Origin of the sequence: Acinetobacter sp. YH01022 (genome assembly GCF_013420235.1) — a bacterium.
GTDB lineage: Bacteria > Pseudomonadota > Gammaproteobacteria > Pseudomonadales > Moraxellaceae > Acinetobacter.
Window position 1 is genome coordinate 95,177 of the sequence record NZ_VOYP01000007.1, and the last position, 17,395, is coordinate 112,571.

Genomic DNA, 17,395 nt, shown 5'->3' on the forward strand with positions numbered 1-17,395 from the left:
ACCTAGGGTGTGGGAGAGATAAAATCTGTAGCGGTAAATTCGGTATGTTGTGAAGTTTCACGCCATACCTGAAGAAAATCTGCGTGTTGCGGTTGATGCTGTAAATACTGGATGGTGGCTTGAACCCAGTAACGGTGATCTTCAGCCAGCAATTGGCCTTTCAGCAATAGCCAGCGCAAATAGATCAGCCAGGTATTCAGCACATCGCCTTCACAGTAGCTGGTCAATTTTAACCACTGCTGTGCACGGACATATTCCGGAACATGGTAAGCACCATCTCCGCGCTTGCCCGGAAAACCGAGCAGATGCGCAACATCATCCAGCTTCTGGAAATGACGGCCATTGAACATCGCCATGACATCCATTAAGTCGACATGACGCTGATGGTAACGGTTCTGGTAATTATTATAGCGCTTTTGCTGATCAATTTCGCCCTGATCGAACAAACTTGGTGCCGACAGGCCATGATACATGGCACGGAACAGAATCACCGGCAGATCAAACTGTGAACCATTCCAACTGACTAGAGTCGGATGGCGCTTGTCAAAAATAGACAGGAATTTTTTTAAAATTTCCGCTTCAGTATATTGCTCGCGGCTAAATGAAAACAGCGTCATGACACCATTTTCATCAATCCAGAGACCGGAAATACAAACAATTTCATGCAGCGGCAGACGCTGGAAATCCGTCCCTGATTCCTGACGGCGCAATTTCATTAACGCCTGCTCAAGATCTGCTTCGGGCAAATCCAGATGATATAAATGCGCACCTGACTTTAAATCAGTCAGCGTTTCGATATCAAAAATCAAGACAGGTAAGCGCATTTCATCTCACAGTTTTTAATTATTCAGGATCGACTACAGAGAACAAGCCAGTAGACAGATAGCGGTCACCACGGTCACAGACGATACAGACAATTACCGCCCCCGGATTTTCTTCCGCCAGTTTGATGGATGCCCAAACCGCACCGCCTGATGAGGTTCCGGCACTAATGCCTTCTTTGCGTGCCAATTGACGTACAGTTTTTTCCGCTTCAATTTGCGGAATATCCATAATCCGGTCAACGCGTGTCGGATCAAAAATGGTTGGCAGATATTCTTGCGGCCAGCGACGGATACCGGCAATATTTGAACCTTCAGAAGGTTGCAAGCCGACAATCTGAATATCCGGATTTTGTTCTTTTAAGAATTTGGAAATTCCCATAATGGTACCGGTGGTTCCCATGGAACTGACGAAATGGGTAATTTTACCGCCGGTTTGCTGCCAGATTTCCGGGCCAGTCGTCCGGTAATGGGCGTCCACATTGTCCGGGTTACCAAACTGGTTCAAGACCAGTCCTTGCCCTTCTTTTTCCATTTGCAGCGCCATATCACGCGCCTGTTCCATGTTTTCAGACTCGATCAGCTCAGCACCGTAAGCGCGCATGGCATCTTTGCGTTCCTGACTTGAACCTGCAGGCATAATGAGTTTCATTTTATAGCCACGCATGGCAGCAACCATGGCTAAGGCAATCCCTGTATTTCCGCTGGTCGCTTCAATCAACGTATCGCCTGGCTTGATTTGACCACGTTTTTCAGCTTGCATAATCATATTATATGCTGGGCGGTCTTTTACCGAACCTGCAGGATTGTTTCCTTCAAGTTTCGCCAATACTGTTGCTTGAGTGTGATTTGCCAGACGCTGTAAACGCACCAGAGGCGTTTTACCTACATAGTGGTCTAACAAAAATTCGTCTGCTTGAAAATCAGGGGTGGTATTACTCATTATTTGCACCTATATCGAGGTGCGCCTATTGTATGAAAAAATGCTTCCTCCTGCACCCATTTAGCAGGCTTTTTATTGAAAGTGATTAAAGCACAGCCGATTTTTTACAAAGCGTGCTAATATGCAAAGCATAGGGAATCAACTGCTTTAACCATGTCAAATATCAATAAAAAGTTATTTAAGCGTCTACACTTAAATCATGCTTATGGACAACTCATCGCCATGATTTTTGTCCCCATTATGGTTTTGGCATGTGTGGGGGCATTGCTGGTTTTATCCGAAACATCCAATGCCTCACGTGCACAGCAACGTCAGATGGCCATTGCGATTGTGACCCGCTATCAGCTTACCGCCGAAGCTGCATTCGATCTGCTCAACCGCTATCCCTGGCAATATGATCAGGCCCGTAATACCCTGCAGGTGATGCTGGATGAAAAACATCTCATTCGTGCCGCAATTATTGATCCCCAAGGCAGAAACCGTTTAAGTATTGGTTTTCAAGACCAGGAAGCCTGGCCCAAGATTGACGCTAAAGCCGATTTTGTTGGTCCTATCCTGCATAATCACAATCATATCTATGCCTTAAAAATTAATGAACATACCGATAACCCGGCCAGACTGGTGATTGAGCTGGATAACCAGCCCCTGGAAATTGCCCATTACCGGGTCATGATTGTACTGATTGCCACCGGCCTGCTGACTTTATTGCTACTGTTACTGTGCCTGAATTTCTATTCACGGCGCTGGATTGCGCCGATGTACGAAATCCGGATGCAGTTACAGCGCCTGAATGCTGACACCCTTGATCAGCACATGGTGATTAACAGTACTGGTGAATTGCGTTTATTGCAGCGTGATATTGCCAACGTGGTGAAACGCCTGCACTTCAGCTTCCTGGAACTCAAAGAACATACCGAACAGACTGAAGATGATTTGCGCCGTACCCTAGACACCCTGGAAGTGCAAAACATTACCTATCGTCAGGCACGCGACCAGGCGATTTCTGCCAACCAGTCCAAGTCGGTGTTTCTGGCCAATATCAGTCATGAACTGCGTACTCCCTTGAACAGTATTGATGGCTTTATTCATTTATTGCTGCGTCAAGGCAACCTGAGCAATGAACAAAACCTGTATTTGCAAACCATTCGTAAATCATCTGCCCATTTGTTGGCGCTGATTAATGATGTGTTGGATTTCTCCAAGATTGATGCCGGCAAACTGGAACTGGAAACAGCCCCCTTTGATCTGGAAGAAGCGATTTTTGACGTGATGGATATGCTCTCGCCATTAGCAGCACAGAAGCATATCGATATGGCCTTTTATTATGCTGATAATGTGCCGACACAAGTGATTGGCGATGCCTTACGCTTCAAGCAGATTCTGACCAACCTGATCTCCAATGCCATCAAGTTCACTCCCGATGGCGAAATTATTGTCCGTGCCCGCATGGAACATGATGATATCGGGCAATGTTTATTACACTTTAGCGTGCAGGACAGCGGCATTGGCCTCAGTGGTACGGACCGGAAAAAACTGTTTGAATCATTCTCGCAAGGTGATGCTTCGGTGACCCGTCAATTTGGCGGCACCGGACTTGGCCTGGCCATTTCCAAACAGCTGGTGCATTTGATGCAGGGGCAAATTGGCTTTGAAGACAACCAGGAACGCGCGCCGACTGAAAAAGGCTCAACCTTCTGGTTTACCGCCATGTTTGTGGTGGATGAAGAGATTGAAATTGTACATCCGCACTTTGAACAAATGCAGGTGGTTTCCTATTTATCCCATCCTGCAACCGCCAACATTTTGCGCCATTATCTGGAAAATTATGGTGTGCATCATGTCGAAACCGGCTCGATTCTGGACCTGTTCAGCCAGCTGAATAAATTCTCGAATAACGATGAAAATACCTGGCTGATTGTCGACCATAGCGGCGATGGCGAAGCCCTGCTGAAAGAAATCCGTCAACGCTACCATGGCAATATTGCCGTGTATGGCTACCAGATGGTGCTCGATCCAAGCATGCTGAATGAATACCGGGCCCGTCCACTATATCAACCACTCAGTCGTAGTGCCTTGATTCAGCTGCTCAGCAATCAGCCTGTTTTCGAACAGGATGTACATGAAGAGTTTAATGGACAGGGTCTGCATGTACTGGCTGTGGATGACCATTTACCGAACCTGATTGTTCTGGAAGCACTGCTCGCAGAGCTAAATGTCACCACCACTAAAGCCTTAAGCGGCCAAGAAGCCATTGAAATTATTCAGCAGCGCATTGAACAGGAATTACCTGCATTTGATGTGGTGTTTATGGATATTCAAATGCCGGTAATGTCCGGGATTGATACCACCCGTGCCATTCGCTCGCTAGAGTCGACCTTGGAAAATCACAAACGCCTGCCGATTATTGCCCTGACTGCACATGCACTGGCCGATGAAAAACAAAAACTGTTACAGGTCGGTATGGATGATTACGTGACCAAACCGATTCAGATGGAACAGATTATTCAGATTCTGACCCACTGGACTTCGGAAAGCTTTAAAAAGGCTAAAAGTATAGAGAAGTCCATTCTGATTGAAGCGCTGGATCCCAACATTCTGGATTGGCAACAAAGCCTGCAACTGGCAGCCAATAAAGAAGATCTGGCCATCGATTTACTGAAAATGCTGATCGACAGTTTCCCGACAGAATTGGATGAAATGCAGCAGTTGATTGAGATGGAAGATTTTCCACAACTGGAACATGTGTTGCACCGTTTATATGGGGCAACCCGTTATGTGGGTGTTCCTCGCCTTCAGGAAGCCACCGGTGGATTCGAACAGTTTGTTTCTGCTTTACGTAAAGAACGCCGCAAGGCGGATGAAGCCTTTATTCAGGAAACTTTGAAACGCTTTGATGAATTACAGTCGGTCATTCAGCAGGTTGAACAGGCCTCCCAACAAATTTTAAACAGACCAGGGATCTGATCAGGAGTTATCTGAATGTTGAAAGTCACGTCTATGTTTAGATGTGACTGTGCTGTCATGTATCGCGGCATGTATCAGAGAAATACCCATGTTATGCTCAAAACAATAGAAAAATACAGGTCTCTACAATGGCGTTACTTCGCATAGAAAAAAATAATGGCATCGCAACCGTTTCCTTAAACCGTCCAGAAAAGCGTAATGCCATGAGCTTTGCTTTATTACGCGAACTGGTCAATGCTGCCAAACAAATTAAAAAAGACCGCTTCATCCGCTGTGTCATTTTAACTGGCGAAGCACATGTCTTTAGTGCCGGCATTGATCTGGCCGATTTAAACGCGCCGAAAAATACCGCTTACGCCGCTTGGGAACTGCTAAAACCGGGACAAAGCCTGTTTCAGAAAGCATTTCTGATCTGGCAGGAACTGCCTGTTCCCGTTATTGCTGCGATTGAAGGCTATTGTCTGGGTGCCGGTATGCAACTGGCTTTGGCTGCGGATATTCGTATTGCCCATCCGGACACCAAAATGTCGATTATGGAAAGTCGCTGGGGATTGGTGCCGGACATGGGACTCACCCGTTCCCTTAAAGGCATTATCGGTCTTGATCTGGCCAAAGAACTGACCTTGACCGGGCGTATTTTTGATGCCAATTATGCCAAACAGATTGGTTTGGTGACACATCTGGATGAATCCCCAATGAGCAAAGCACAAGCGATTGCAGAAGAAATGTTGCAACGCTCTCCAGATGCATTGGCGGCCGCTAAACGGGTTCTTGATGCCATGGAACACGAACCGAAAAAATCATTACGCCTGGAGAAAATCTGGCAACTGAAATTACTGTTGGGTAAAAACAGTAAATTGGCGCGTAAAAAAGACAAAAACCCGGAAGTTCAGTTTTTACCACGGCAATATAAGTAAAATAGCGCAATAACAGGATCGTTTAGAGAAAAACACATGAGTTTTGATCGTAATACAAAAATCGCATTCTTAGGCATGGGGCTGATGGGCAGCCGCATGGCGACCCGGCTGATTCAAGCCGGTTTTGAAGTGGCTGTATGGAACAGAACAGCATCCGCCTGTGACGTGCTGATTGATATGGGTGCTACTGGCCTAGACTTGCAAGAGATTGGGCAATATCCGGTGATTCTGACCTGTCTGGCCGATGATGCTGCCGTACAGGCAGTGTTTGATCAAATCCAGAATCAACTCACTGCTGGTCAAGTGATTGTGGATTTTTCCAGTTTATCTGTGGATAAAACCAAAGCGCTGGCACAGCAGGCACAAACCCGTCAAGTGCAATGGATTGACTCGCCTGTTTCGGGTGGCACGGTAGGTGCCGAACAGGGCACCTTAGTGATTTTCGCCGGTGGCGATATCAACACCATTCAAAATTTATCGCTGATTTATAATGTGCTTTCACAACGCGTGACGCGTATGGGCGAAACAGGTACCGGACAAGCGACCAAAATTTGCAACCAACTTATTGTGGCCGCCAACAGCACCTTGATTGCCGAAGCAGTGGCCTTAGCTGGACAAGCCGGTGTAGATACCACCTTGCTTGCTCCTGCTCTTGCCGGTGGTTTTGCTGACTCGAAACCTTTCCAGATTTTAGCTCCGCGTATGGCAACGCATACTTTTGAGCCGGTGCAATGGAAAGTGCAAACCCTGTCCAAAGACTTAAATAATGCCGTGCAGCTGGCCAAGCAGTTCAATTTAGATATTCCTGTGGCAAAACAGGCGCTTTCGCAATTGAAAACCCATCAAGATAAAGGCTATGCTGAAACAGATCTGGCGACTGTCATTCAACTGGTTGAATCTTGAGCAGACCATTTTCTTTAACGAGCAAGGAGTAAAGGCATGATTAAGCTGGCGGTCAATTTATCCATGATTTTTACTGAAGTGCCTCTGATTGAGCGCTTTGCTCTGGCGCAGGCTCATGGTTTTCAGCATGTAGAAATCCAGTTTCCCTATGAACTCAGCATCGAACAGATTCAGACCCAACTCACTCTGCACGACCTGAGCTTATGCCTGATTAATGTCCCTGCAGGCGACCTGATGCAAGGCGGTAATGGTCTGGCTGGCATACCGGGTCAAGAAATTGCATTCCATCGTGCCCTGGAAAAGGCAATTCAATACGCCACAGCACTGAATGTATCCAGTGTGAATATTTTGGCCGGTAAGCAACCGCTTGATTCCGATTTGTTGCCTTGCCTCAATACGCTGGCAAAAAATTTAAAACTGGCGTGTTCCATGTTTGCTGTACACAACATTCAGCCGGTGTTTGAAATGATTAATGGCACCGACATGCCCCGCTTTCTGGTACAAAATATTGCCCAAGCCCAAGAAATGCTGGAAGCAGTACGACACCCGGCGCTAAAAATGCAATATGACTGCTATCATATGGCGATGATGGGTGAAGATGTACTACAGGGCTTAAAGGAAAATATTCAGGATATTGGACACATCCAGTTTGCAGACTGTCCGGGACGTCATCAGCCTGATACTGCACAAATTCCCTATGCAGAAATTTTTCAGTGGTTAAACCAAAGTACCTATACAGGTTTCACTGCAGCAGAATACAAGCCACAAGCGCATTCCAGCCATTCTTTTGCCTGGAAAGATAAATATTTTGCAAAACATCCACAAAGTTAAATTATGAACAGATTTGAAATTCAGCCCCAAAACCGCTATATTACACAGTGAGATATTGTCCGGAAATTAAACCTTTTATGAATTTAGAACCATCGCCCAGCGCTTCTAATTCTCTCGAACACGCAATGAATGCTCATGCTAACGATGTACAAGCTTGCTTAAAAGTTGTACATGAAGCCCTATTAGATGTAAAAGCAAAAGATATTCTAGAACTTGATGTCAGCTCAATCAGCAATGTGGCAGATGCCATGGTCATTGCCAGCGGCACATCAACCCGTCATATTAAAGCCCTTGCAGACAATGTTGCTGAAGAAGCACGTAAAGCGGGTTTCCGCCCTCTCGGCGTTGAAGGTGAACGTGATGCCGAATGGATCCTGATCGATCTTGGGTTTGTTGTAGTTCATGTCATGCTTCCAACAGCACGTAAATTTTACGATCTGGAAAGCTTATGGCGCGCAACTCCAGAATCAGTAGCCTAAATAAACTAAAAAAGCGACCTTCAGGTCGCTTTTTTAGTGCTGCTGTTTTTAGGATGCCCAGCCTAAACTTAAGACTGAACATGCATTCAATCAAGATTGCTGCCAACTATAATAAATGATGTAAATCCACGGACGGATATTTGTTCTTGATATCCATTTTCACCCGCGCATAGACCTGATCGGCTTTACTTGGGCCATAAAATTCGCAATAGCATTCATATGATGCAGTAATCACCTGAGCATAACTGGTGAGCGGTAAACATTCTGCAAAAGCAGCGTCATTCAGATTTGCAGATTTCTCAATCGCAATGCCCAAGGCTTGGACATGATTTTTAACTTCCGCATTAAAATCATTCAGATCAGCTCTGGCTACTGTCTGTAGCACGCCATTAATTAAATCAAAAAAAGCATCGGCAAAATCGGCTGAAATTGGCACCTCCGTTTGCACTTTCGGCTGGGTATCCAGTAGTACCTGTTTTTCAACCGCCGACATCTCACATAACACCTGTTTCAACATTTCTTTGCGATGAATACGCAATTCATCGGTATTGCAAATGTCATTCATAAAACGATTGAGTACAAATGAAGGTTTGTCGCCATACTCCTGTTCCCAGTAACTCAATACCCGTTCCAGTACAGTTCCTTGCAAATAATGACTTAAACCGCGTTCAATCGCCTGTTTCTTTTGCATCACAGTGAGTAATTCATTTGGCATAGCGAAACTCCCCTTCTTGGTTTAGTGGCGTTTGGTAATATCATCTGTTTCAAAAGTCACATCACGCTGAAATTCAGGATAAGACAGCTCGGCATGTTCGGTATAATCCAAACCGCGTTGTTCATGTTGCGTGCTGACACGCAAGCCACCCAATATTTTCTCCAGCAGCTTAAAAGTAATCAGCGCGATTCCGAATCCCCAAGCAAATGCTGCCAGCACACCTAAAACCTGAATAGACACAATTTGTGAGTTAAACATATCGGCTTCAAAAAACAGGCCTGCAGCCACGGTTCCCCACGCCCCACAAAAACCATGAACAGTAACGGCATCCACCACATCATCCAGTTTTAATTTTTCCATGACGCTTGGCATGACGCTGACAATGAGCCCGGCAATGAGTCCAGTAATCACGGCAAATAAAGGCGACATGGTGGCACAACCCGCCGTAATCCCCACTAAACCGCCCAATGAAGCATTAATTGTGGTCTGCATTAGAATTGCCTTACCACGAATTAAGGCATACAGCATATAAGCCACTGCAGCAGCACAGGCCGCCAGATGGGTATTTAAAGCAATACGACCGATACTGACACTGGCATTCACGGTTGATGCAGCATTAAAACCAAACCATGCCAGCCAGAGAATAAAACCACCCAAAGCCACCAAAGGCAGGTTATGCCCTGCCAGATGGTGAGTTTGTCCATTACGCCCGAAACGTCCCAAGCGCGGACCTAATACAATAATACCGGCCAGAGCGACCCAACCACCGATTGAATGCACCACGGTTGAACCGGCAAAGTCAATAAAACCCATTGCTTTTAACCAGCCTGAACCCTCAAAAATACTGCCCCACGCCCAACTTCCAAAGACAGGATAAATAAGGCCACTGACCACAGCAGCCCCTACAATATAAGCAACAAAGTGAATACGCTCTGCCATGGCACCACTGGCAATTGTGGTTGCAGTAGCGGCAAACATCATTTGAAAGAACAACAGATTCCAATGCCAGTCATCCAAGTCATTGGGCGCAAAATGACTGGTGCCCATCCAACCTGAAGCGTTGACCCCAAACATTAAACCAAAACCGACTAACCAGAAGACCAATCCCCCCAGACAAGCATCCATATAATTTTTCATGAGTACATTGACGGTATTTTTACTACGTACAGAGCCACTTTCCACCAGTGCAAACCCGGCCTGCATAAAGAACACCAATATACCGCCCATCACCACCCAGACACTGTCGAGCGATAAACGTATTTCCTGAATATTCGCTGCGTTTGTCGCAGCTTCACTTGCAAATGCAGGTAGTGAACATACACATAACAGCAATGCTAGATACTTTATTATTTTCATGAACAGTCCCCCTAAAACTGAATCACAAAAATGCAAAAGAAATGCCAGATTATCGAGATTTATCTTTTTATTTAAAAAGGCCGGCAAATGCCGGTCTTAACACAACTTAATTTCTAAAAATATCCCTCATCGGCAATACCTATTTAGAAATAAACAGTTAATTGCCATTTTATAAAGCATTTTTGCAATATCGCTTGATCAGGCAGCACCAAATAAAACAAGAAACCATAGCCTGATAAAAGTGTGCTCTGCACTATTCTTCAATTTAATTATTGAAAAGTCATATATTCCAGAATTAAAAAAACCACCCAAAGGTGGTTTAATCTCCCTAAATCCCTCTTTATGAAAGAGGGACTTTTGAAGCGTGGATTTAGTGACCGCCACCGTTAATGGCTTTAGTCATGTCTTCTACGACTTTCTTGGCATCGCCGAAAATCATCATGGTTTTTTCATTATAGAACAAGTCGTTGTCCAGACCCGCATAACCGGTTGCCATCGAACGCTTGATCACCATAATAGTACGTGCTTTATGCGCTTCCAGAATCGGCATGCCGTAAATTGGTGAACTTGGATCATCTTTCGCTGCCGGGTTGACGACGTCGTTTGCACCAATCACGAGTACTACATCAGTTGCCGGGAAGTCCGAGTTGATTTCATCCATTTCCAGAATGTCTTCATACGCTACATCAGCTTCCGCAAGCAATACGTTCATGTGACCTGGCATACGACCAGCAACTGGGTGAATCGCGAAGCGAACTTTTACGCCCTGCTCTTTCAAAATCTCACACAATTCTTTCACGGCATTTTGCGCACGACCTTGCGCCATACCATAACCCGGTACAATCACCACGCTATCCGCATTTGACATCAGGAAGCCTGCATCATCAGCAGAACCAGAACGGTGGTTACGTTGAACTTGCTCACCTTTATCTGCTGATGCAACTGCTGCACCGCCCATCGCACCACCAAACAAGACGTTGATGATTGAACGGTTCATGGCTTTACACATGATGTAAGACAGAATTGCACCTGAAGAACCCACCAGTGAACCCGCAACAATCAACATATTGTTTTCTAAAGTGAAACCAATACCTGCCGCAGCCCAGCCAGAGAATGAGTTCAACAGCGACACCACCACTGGCATATCGCCGCCACCGACCGGTGCAATCCATACCCAACCGAAGGCAAGTGCCAGAGCTGTCATCGCCCAGAAAGCCTGCATGTTACCTGTTGAGAAGAAGATGAAGCCACATGTTAACATCGCAAGGAAAATAATCGCCTGTAGCGGTTTAACCCAGCCACCCGAAATGGTTTTCGCCCATTTTTTCGCAGCCAGTTTACCGTAAGCAAATACTGAAGCGGTAAAGGTAATCGCACCAACGAAACAACCTACAAATAATTCAAAAAGATGAACTTTGCTCATGTGGGCATGTTCAACACCCGCAGCTGTTAACGCCGCTTCATTTTGTGCAAATAGTGCCGTTAACTGGTTGTTATGCAGAATCGCAGCAATAGCAATCAGCACTGCAGCCAAACCGACTAATGAGTGCATCAATGCAACGGTTTCCGGCATTTGCGTCATCGGAACGGTACGTGCACGAGCAATACCTACGATTGCACCTAACACCATTGCGCCGCCAATCATCCAGACCACAGGATGATCAGCAACAAAGAAGGTGGTGATCACGGCAATGGCCATTGCAATCATACCGTAACGGTTACCGGCAATTGCTGTTTTAGGACCAGACAAACCACGTAAAGTTAAGATAAAAAGAACGGCACCCACCAGGTAGAACCAATCCGCATAGTCTCGAATGAATTCCATGTTTTAGCCCTCTTTTTTCTTTTGCTTTGGCTTGAACATTTCAAGCATACGTGCAGTTACGGCGAAGCCACCAAAAATGTTGATACTTGCCAGAAATACTGCGACTGCACCCAAAATACTGACCACGTTGATGCTCTGGAATTGCACATTGGCTTCAACCAAACCCGGAATGCCAACCGTCTGCAACATCGCACCCACCACAATAATCGATGACAAGGCGTTGGTTACCGCCATCAATGGCGTATGTAATGCAGGTGTAACGCCCCAAACCACGTAGTAACCTACGAAAATGGCAAGGACGAAAATTGTAATCGTTTCAACCATGATGACTCTCCTTAACCACGCTTCAGCAGCACTTGACCGCCATGAGTTACTAGCAGGGCTTTTTGAATTTCTTCTTCCGGATTGATGGCAAATTTTTTCTCTGCATCAAAAAGGGTATCGAGGAAATTAAAGACATTACGTGCATACAGTGCTGAGGCTTCGGTCGCAACTGTAGATGGGATATTCGGAATACCCAAAATGGTCACGCCATTATCCGTCACGACATTTTCGCCGCACTTGGAACCTTCCACGTTACCGCCTGATTCAACCGCCATATCCAGAATGATTGAACCCGGTTTCATTTTGGCCACCGTTTCAGCACGAATTAAACGCGGTGCATCACGGCCGGGTAACAGTGCAGTGGTAATCACGATATCGGCATTAGAAACAGCTTTATCGACAATGGCCGCCTGGTCTTTGATATATTGCTCACCTGGCATCCAGCCATAACCATTTTTAGCAGCGTCCGCAGCTTTTTGCTTTTCTTCATCCGACATTGGTACATCTAGCCATTTACCGCCAAGTGATTCGACCTGATCACGTGCAGTTGGACGTAAATCGGTGGCTTCAACCACAGCACCTAAACGTTTAGCAGTCGCAATGGCCTGCAGACCGGCAACCCCAACCCCCATGATGACCACACGGGCCGGTTTTACCGTACCCGCAGCCGTCATGAGCATTGGGAACATGCGTTGATATTCTGCTGCCGCCAAAAGTACCGATTTATAACCGGCCAAGTTGGCTTGAGAAGACAGCACGTCCATGTTTTGTGCACGGGACAACGTACGTGGTAAAAGTTCCAGTGCAAATGCAGAAACCTGCTTTGCTGCAAACTGATCAAGTTCAGTGTTGCGATACGGGTCAAACATTGCAATCACTGCGGTGTTTGCTGCAAGTTTTTGAATTTCATCACCTTGAGGGGCACGAACTTTCAAAATAATCTGACTGCCGGTATAGGCATCATCGGTAATTTTGGCGCCGACCTGTTCATAGGCACTGTCAATATAAGCAGCTTTTACCCCTGCTCTACGTTCAATGACTACAGTATGACCAGCACTGATCAACTTCTTTACTGTTTCTGGCGTTGCAGCCACACGATTTTCACCGACCACAGTTTCGGTTGGGATTCCAATCTGCATGAGCGTTCCTCAAGCTAATTTTTCTTCAGTAAACATCGCGGTGAGCAATGTTTCCCCCAGGATGCGTTTTTGTTGAATTTTTGGATTCTAATTGAACTTTTTTAAATTACTACCCAATATTTATTTAATAAATACCCATATTTTGAACTGATGATTCATAAAAATAATAGTTTCATATAGGATTCGTCGGTTTTACTTTAATTTTAGCTCGTCTTCATGACTTTAAATGCCAGCCTGAAAAAGCCATGAATCTTTATCTTGACCTTCCCGCTCACCATTTCCAGCCGGCTTGTCCCACAAAATTGATCTTTCTGACATTCTTCCTTTAATCAGAATTTAAATAAATACCCAGAAAGTTGCTTGATTTACTTATCGACTAATTAAATTTAAATAATTTTCTCCCCCTTTATTGGCCAGAATGACATCTTGAATGGACTTGTTCCCTTAAAAAATAAGTGATTGTCTATCTGGTTTTGCCTAAATCAAGTCTGGAGCTGCATATCAGAAAAAATGCTGATTTTGCTTATTTTTATGTTTTTTTGTTATTTAATGCTTATTCACCCTAAGTCTAAGGTAATTCAAAAAATTAATTAAAAAAAATTTTACAGCCATTTCGCTTGATGATGTTTTACGCTAAATTTGTCTCAATTCAACATTTTATGCACAAATTTAGTGCATAAATTTATTTTTGATACTCATCTTTTTGTTTTTATTACTTTTAAAAGAGTAGGCATAGCGATATAACGTTTCTAAACAAACGTGTTTGAATAAAATTTAGACAAAAACAAAACTCACTTTCCAGAGAAGCCAAGCCAGTTGTCATTAACCTCTAAAAAATAACTCTAAGCATCAATCATTCCTAATTGGAATTATAATTCGCATCTTTTTGCATTTAACCTCGGGGCTTAAAAACTTTATAATTCAACTTTGTCTCGATCTTTTTCGGATCAGAAGCCCTAATCAAGCAGGTAAAATGAAACCGACTCTAAGCCAAACACAATTAGGTTCATTATTTGCGATTGGTGCTGCTTTCCTGTTTAGTACCAAAGCCATTTTTATCAAGCAAACCTATGCCTTGTCGCCTTTGGTCGATGGCACGGTACTGATGGCTTTGCGTATGGCCAGTGCCTTACCGTTTTTTTTGCTGCTGTGCTGGTTCAACCGTCATCATAATAAAGAACTGGCAGCGAAAGACTGGGGTTTGTTGATTGTTGCAGGGCTCATGGGTTACTACTTTTCAAGCTGGCTGGATTTTGTTGGTCTGATGTATATCAGTGCCTCACTGGAACGGATTATTTTATTTCTCTATCCCACACTGACGGTTCTGGCTTCCAGTGCCATTTATAAGCAGAAACTTAGCCTGAAAAGCATGCTGGCCATCGCCTTAAGTTACGGCGGTACGGTCATTGTGATGTTGCAGGAACAAAGCAACGTCGCACATGAAGGTCATTTCTGGCTTGGAAGCAGTCTGGTCTTTGCCAGTGCGGTATGTTTTGCCGGGTACTTATTGCTTACTCCACGACTGATTCAACGTTTTGGTTCATGGAATTTTACCGGTTTGGCACTGAGTATTGCCTGTATCGGCACCCTAACCCATTACATGATTGCCACGCCGCAGCCTTTGCATTTATTCACCCAGCTACCTGTCAGTGTAATTGGGTACGGTATTGCCTTAGGCCTGCTGGTCACAGTTTTACCGACGGTACTGATGGCACAGAGTATTGTCCGCTTAGGTGCTGCACAGTCTGCCATGATTGCTTCAATTGGCCCGATTCTGACCATTATCTTGGCCACTATTTTTTTAGGTGAACATTTAAATGCCATTCAATGGCTAGGCTGTATGCTCAATATAATTGGCGTCATGATGATTACTCTGGCTAAAAAGAAATTCTCACATTAATTTTTGTCTGGTCTAATCAAAGTCTGCCGCAAGCTAAAAAATACGGCTTTTAAAATAGTCACAGAACACCGAATAGAGATTGCTTTTCCCCTATATTGGTAAGTCCAGACTGATAGGGCTTCTATACTCTACATGTACATACAATACCGGCAAACTTTGCCTACCTGAAACAAAACAAGGATGGTTATGAAAACTTCTCTCGACATCAGCCAGGATAAATCTTTACTCTGGCTCATGGCCATAGCCTGTGGTCTGTGTGCGGGAGCCAACTATTATTGCCAGCCTTTAATCCATTCCATCCAGCAATATTTTCATGTTCCTGAATCACAAGTCGCCTTAACCGTGACATTTGCCCAGGTATCATATGCACTGGGCCTGTTGTTTATTGTTCCAATGGGTGACATTGTCAATAAAACCAAATTTATTCCTTTACTGATGGTCATGACTGCCATCGGTTTATTTCTATGTGCTTTTGCCGTTAACTTACCCATGCTTTGGCTGGGAACCATAATTACAGGGCTATTTTCAGTCGCAGCACAGGTCCTGATTCCCCTAGCCACCATGGCCGTCAAACCTGAAAAAACCGGTGAAGTGGTGGGCTTCCTGATGAGTGGACTTCTAGTCGGACTACTGCTATCCACCAGTCTTGCGGGTTTAATGTCTAACCTGTTCAACTGGAAACTGATCTATATGCTCAGTGCCATATTGATGCTGATGTTAGCCTTTCTCCTCAAAACCAAACTGCCCCACATCACCATACTAAAAATGAGCTATACGCAAATTTTTAAATCCATGGCGATTTTACTGAAACAAGAACAGCGTTTAGGATTTCGTTCATTGATTGGTGGTTTTGTATTTGCGGCCATGAGTACCCTGTTTTCGACGATTGCCATTTTACTGACCTCATCCCCGTTTCATCTTTCCGATGTATTGGTGGGTGTTGTAACGCTGGCGGGAGTGTTTGGTGCATTGTCTACAACGAAAATTGGCAAAATTGCCGATCAGGGCCATACCCTGTCACTGACCTGGATCGGCCTGTTAACGCTGATTGTGAGCTGGTTTTTTCTTTATTTCGGTGGGCAGTCTTTGCTGAGTTATATGATTGGCTACGGCGTAATCAGTCTGGGGCTCACCATTGTGCACACCAGTAATCAAAATATTATTTTCCGTCTACATCCAGATGCCAAATCGCAGATTAATTCTATTTATATGACTTCTTACTTTATTGGTGGAGCCTGTGGTTCTGCACTCGGAGTCTATGCATGGCATCATGGCGGCTGGAAGATGACCTGTATTGCAGGAGTGAGTCTGGTACTCTGCGCTGCTTTTTTTGCATTTCTGGATATGCGTTATCACGCTCGCAGCGTGCCTCTTTCAAAATAAAATTGCAAATGAAACAGTTTTTGATCTTGCTGTCTATTTCAAATCATTCACCTCAGGATACTTGCACCACGGGATAAAATGGCTGATTGAACTCTATATTTTCGACATTTTCCAATAAAATTTGGATAAAGCTCAGCACCAATACAGATAAAACACTCCAAGCATTGGCTAATTGTTTCCGGTTAATAGCACTATTGTAGGTCGCTCCGCCTCGACTTAACTGTTGATATAAAGTCGTCAAGCGACTAAACAGGGATACCAACAGGCTGACTGAATCATGGTTTTGCAAGATGTGCTGGAGCTGTTGCTGTTCTGTGGCAAAAGCTGAGCGCCATGTTGCCTCACTGATTTTCTGATTACGCCAGTCCCAAAAACTTTGATAAAGATATGGATTACTCAGGAGTAATCGAATGCTTGAATGCTTTTTTTCCCAGAGAATGTGAAATATTTTTTGATCAACATCTTTATGGCACATCGAGCTGAGGAAATGTCTTAAGGTGTACTGTTCCTGATCGGCAGCTTGCTCCTGTGTATACAATGCATTAAATGCCACCCATACCGTAATAAACTGTAGGTCAAGATCATCATGAAGTATCAGGGCTTTTTTAAACCAGCTTAAACTGCGCTGGATACGTAAATTAAAAGGCGTAGAATGTTCATTTTTTTACTCCTATACATTTCTTCTAGAACCAACATGTTATTTTCCCTGTTGTGGTCATATCTCCAACATACTAAAAAGTTAAATTACATACAATAGGACTTACGCAGTATTATTTATAGATTCTCTGTGGTAGCAGATGATTTTTATCGAGAATAAAGTCATCAATGAAGTTTTTGATCATTGGTCTAAATAATTTCTTCTGCCAACGATATACATTTTCAAAGATCCGCTCAA

15 protein-coding genes and 1 pseudogene are annotated in these 17,395 nt (G+C 44.4%); 7 read left to right on the forward strand and 9 right to left on the reverse strand.

Annotated elements, in window-relative coordinates; genetic code table 11:
• Positions 1-2: 2 nt before the first annotated feature.
• Positions 3-824 (reverse strand): 3'-5' exonuclease, encoded by an 822-nt coding sequence (locus FTT87_RS03880; RefSeq protein ID WP_180174431.1) that lies wholly within the window; start codon positions 822-824, stop codon positions 3-5.
• Positions 825-843: 19 nt separating this feature from the next.
• The gene (cysM, locus tag FTT87_RS03885) at positions 844-1,764 is read right to left on the reverse strand and encodes a cysteine synthase CysM (RefSeq protein ID WP_180174432.1); all 921 of its coding nucleotides are present in this window, start codon (positions 1,762-1,764) and stop codon (positions 844-846) included.
• Positions 1,765-1,917: 153 nt separating this feature from the next.
• Between cysM and FTT87_RS03890 the strand changes: the two genes are divergently transcribed.
• From FTT87_RS03890 to rsfS, 5 genes are all read left to right on the forward strand, one after another.
• Positions 1,918-4,728 (forward strand): ATP-binding protein, encoded by a 2,811-nt coding sequence (locus tag FTT87_RS03890; RefSeq protein ID WP_180174433.1) that lies wholly within the window; start codon positions 1,918-1,920, stop codon positions 4,726-4,728.
• A 128-nt stretch (positions 4,729-4,856) separates the two neighbouring features.
• Positions 4,857-5,645: a crotonase/enoyl-CoA hydratase family protein gene (locus tag FTT87_RS03895; protein WP_180174434.1), complete on the forward strand. Its 789-nt coding sequence runs from the start codon at positions 4,857-4,859 to the stop codon at positions 5,643-5,645.
• Between the two features lie 36 nt (positions 5,646-5,681).
• Positions 5,682-6,548 carry an NAD(P)-dependent oxidoreductase gene (locus FTT87_RS03900; RefSeq protein WP_166171385.1) on the forward strand — a complete coding sequence of 289 codons (867 nt, stop codon included), beginning with the start codon at positions 5,682-5,684 and terminating at the stop codon, positions 6,546-6,548.
• A gap of 36 nt (positions 6,549-6,584) precedes the next feature.
• On the forward strand, positions 6,585-7,379 hold the full coding sequence (locus FTT87_RS03905; RefSeq protein ID WP_180174435.1) for a hydroxypyruvate isomerase family protein: 795 nt from the start codon (positions 6,585-6,587) through the stop codon (positions 7,377-7,379).
• Between the two features lie 77 nt (positions 7,380-7,456).
• Complete coding sequence (gene rsfS / locus FTT87_RS03910) at positions 7,457-7,858, forward strand: ribosome silencing factor (protein WP_166171389.1); 402 nt, start codon at positions 7,457-7,459, stop codon at positions 7,856-7,858.
• Between the two features lie 106 nt (positions 7,859-7,964).
• Here the strand turns inward: rsfS and FTT87_RS03915 are convergent, their stop codons facing one another.
• The 5 genes from FTT87_RS03915 to FTT87_RS03935 all read right to left on the reverse strand — a co-directional run bounded on the left by FTT87_RS03915 (position 7,965) and on the right by FTT87_RS03935 (position 13,217).
• Positions 7,965-8,573, reverse strand: a complete 609-nt coding sequence (locus FTT87_RS03915; RefSeq protein ID WP_180174436.1) for a hypothetical protein — start codon at positions 8,571-8,573, stop codon at positions 7,965-7,967.
• Between the two features lie 21 nt (positions 8,574-8,594).
• Positions 8,595-9,929: an ammonium transporter gene (locus tag FTT87_RS03920; protein ID WP_166171393.1), complete on the reverse strand. Its 1,335-nt coding sequence runs from the start codon at positions 9,927-9,929 to the stop codon at positions 8,595-8,597.
• A gap of 370 nt (positions 9,930-10,299) precedes the next feature.
• Positions 10,300-11,754: an NAD(P)(+) transhydrogenase (Re/Si-specific) subunit beta gene (locus FTT87_RS03925; RefSeq protein WP_180174437.1), complete on the reverse strand. Its 1,455-nt coding sequence runs from the start codon at positions 11,752-11,754 to the stop codon at positions 10,300-10,302.
• A gap of 3 nt (positions 11,755-11,757) precedes the next feature.
• The gene (locus FTT87_RS03930) at positions 11,758-12,078 is read right to left on the reverse strand and encodes a proton-translocating transhydrogenase family protein (RefSeq protein ID WP_086195869.1); all 321 of its coding nucleotides are present in this window, start codon (positions 12,076-12,078) and stop codon (positions 11,758-11,760) included.
• A gap of 11 nt (positions 12,079-12,089) precedes the next feature.
• Complete coding sequence (locus FTT87_RS03935; protein ID WP_086195870.1) at positions 12,090-13,217, reverse strand: Re/Si-specific NAD(P)(+) transhydrogenase subunit alpha; 1,128 nt, start codon at positions 13,215-13,217, stop codon at positions 12,090-12,092.
• A gap of 973 nt (positions 13,218-14,190) precedes the next feature.
• On the opposite strand from FTT87_RS03935, the gene FTT87_RS03940 reads away from it, so the two are divergent.
• Both FTT87_RS03940 and FTT87_RS03945 read left to right on the forward strand, forming a co-directional pair.
• Positions 14,191-15,117, forward strand: a complete 927-nt coding sequence (locus tag FTT87_RS03940) for a DMT family transporter (RefSeq protein ID WP_086195871.1) — start codon at positions 14,191-14,193, stop codon at positions 15,115-15,117.
• Between the two features lie 186 nt (positions 15,118-15,303).
• Positions 15,304-16,500, forward strand: a complete 1,197-nt coding sequence (locus FTT87_RS03945) for an MFS transporter (RefSeq protein WP_180174438.1) — start codon at positions 15,304-15,306, stop codon at positions 16,498-16,500.
• A 52-nt stretch (positions 16,501-16,552) separates the two neighbouring features.
• On the opposite strand, the gene FTT87_RS03950 is transcribed toward FTT87_RS03945, so the two are convergent.
• Positions 16,553-17,053, reverse strand: coding sequence for a hypothetical protein (locus FTT87_RS03950; protein WP_373423494.1), 501 nt, complete (start codon positions 17,051-17,053; stop codon positions 16,553-16,555).
• 217 nt (positions 17,054-17,270) lie between these two features.
• Positions 17,271-17,395 (reverse strand): annotated as a pseudogene (locus FTT87_RS03955) (IS701 family transposase); the annotation flags it as partial.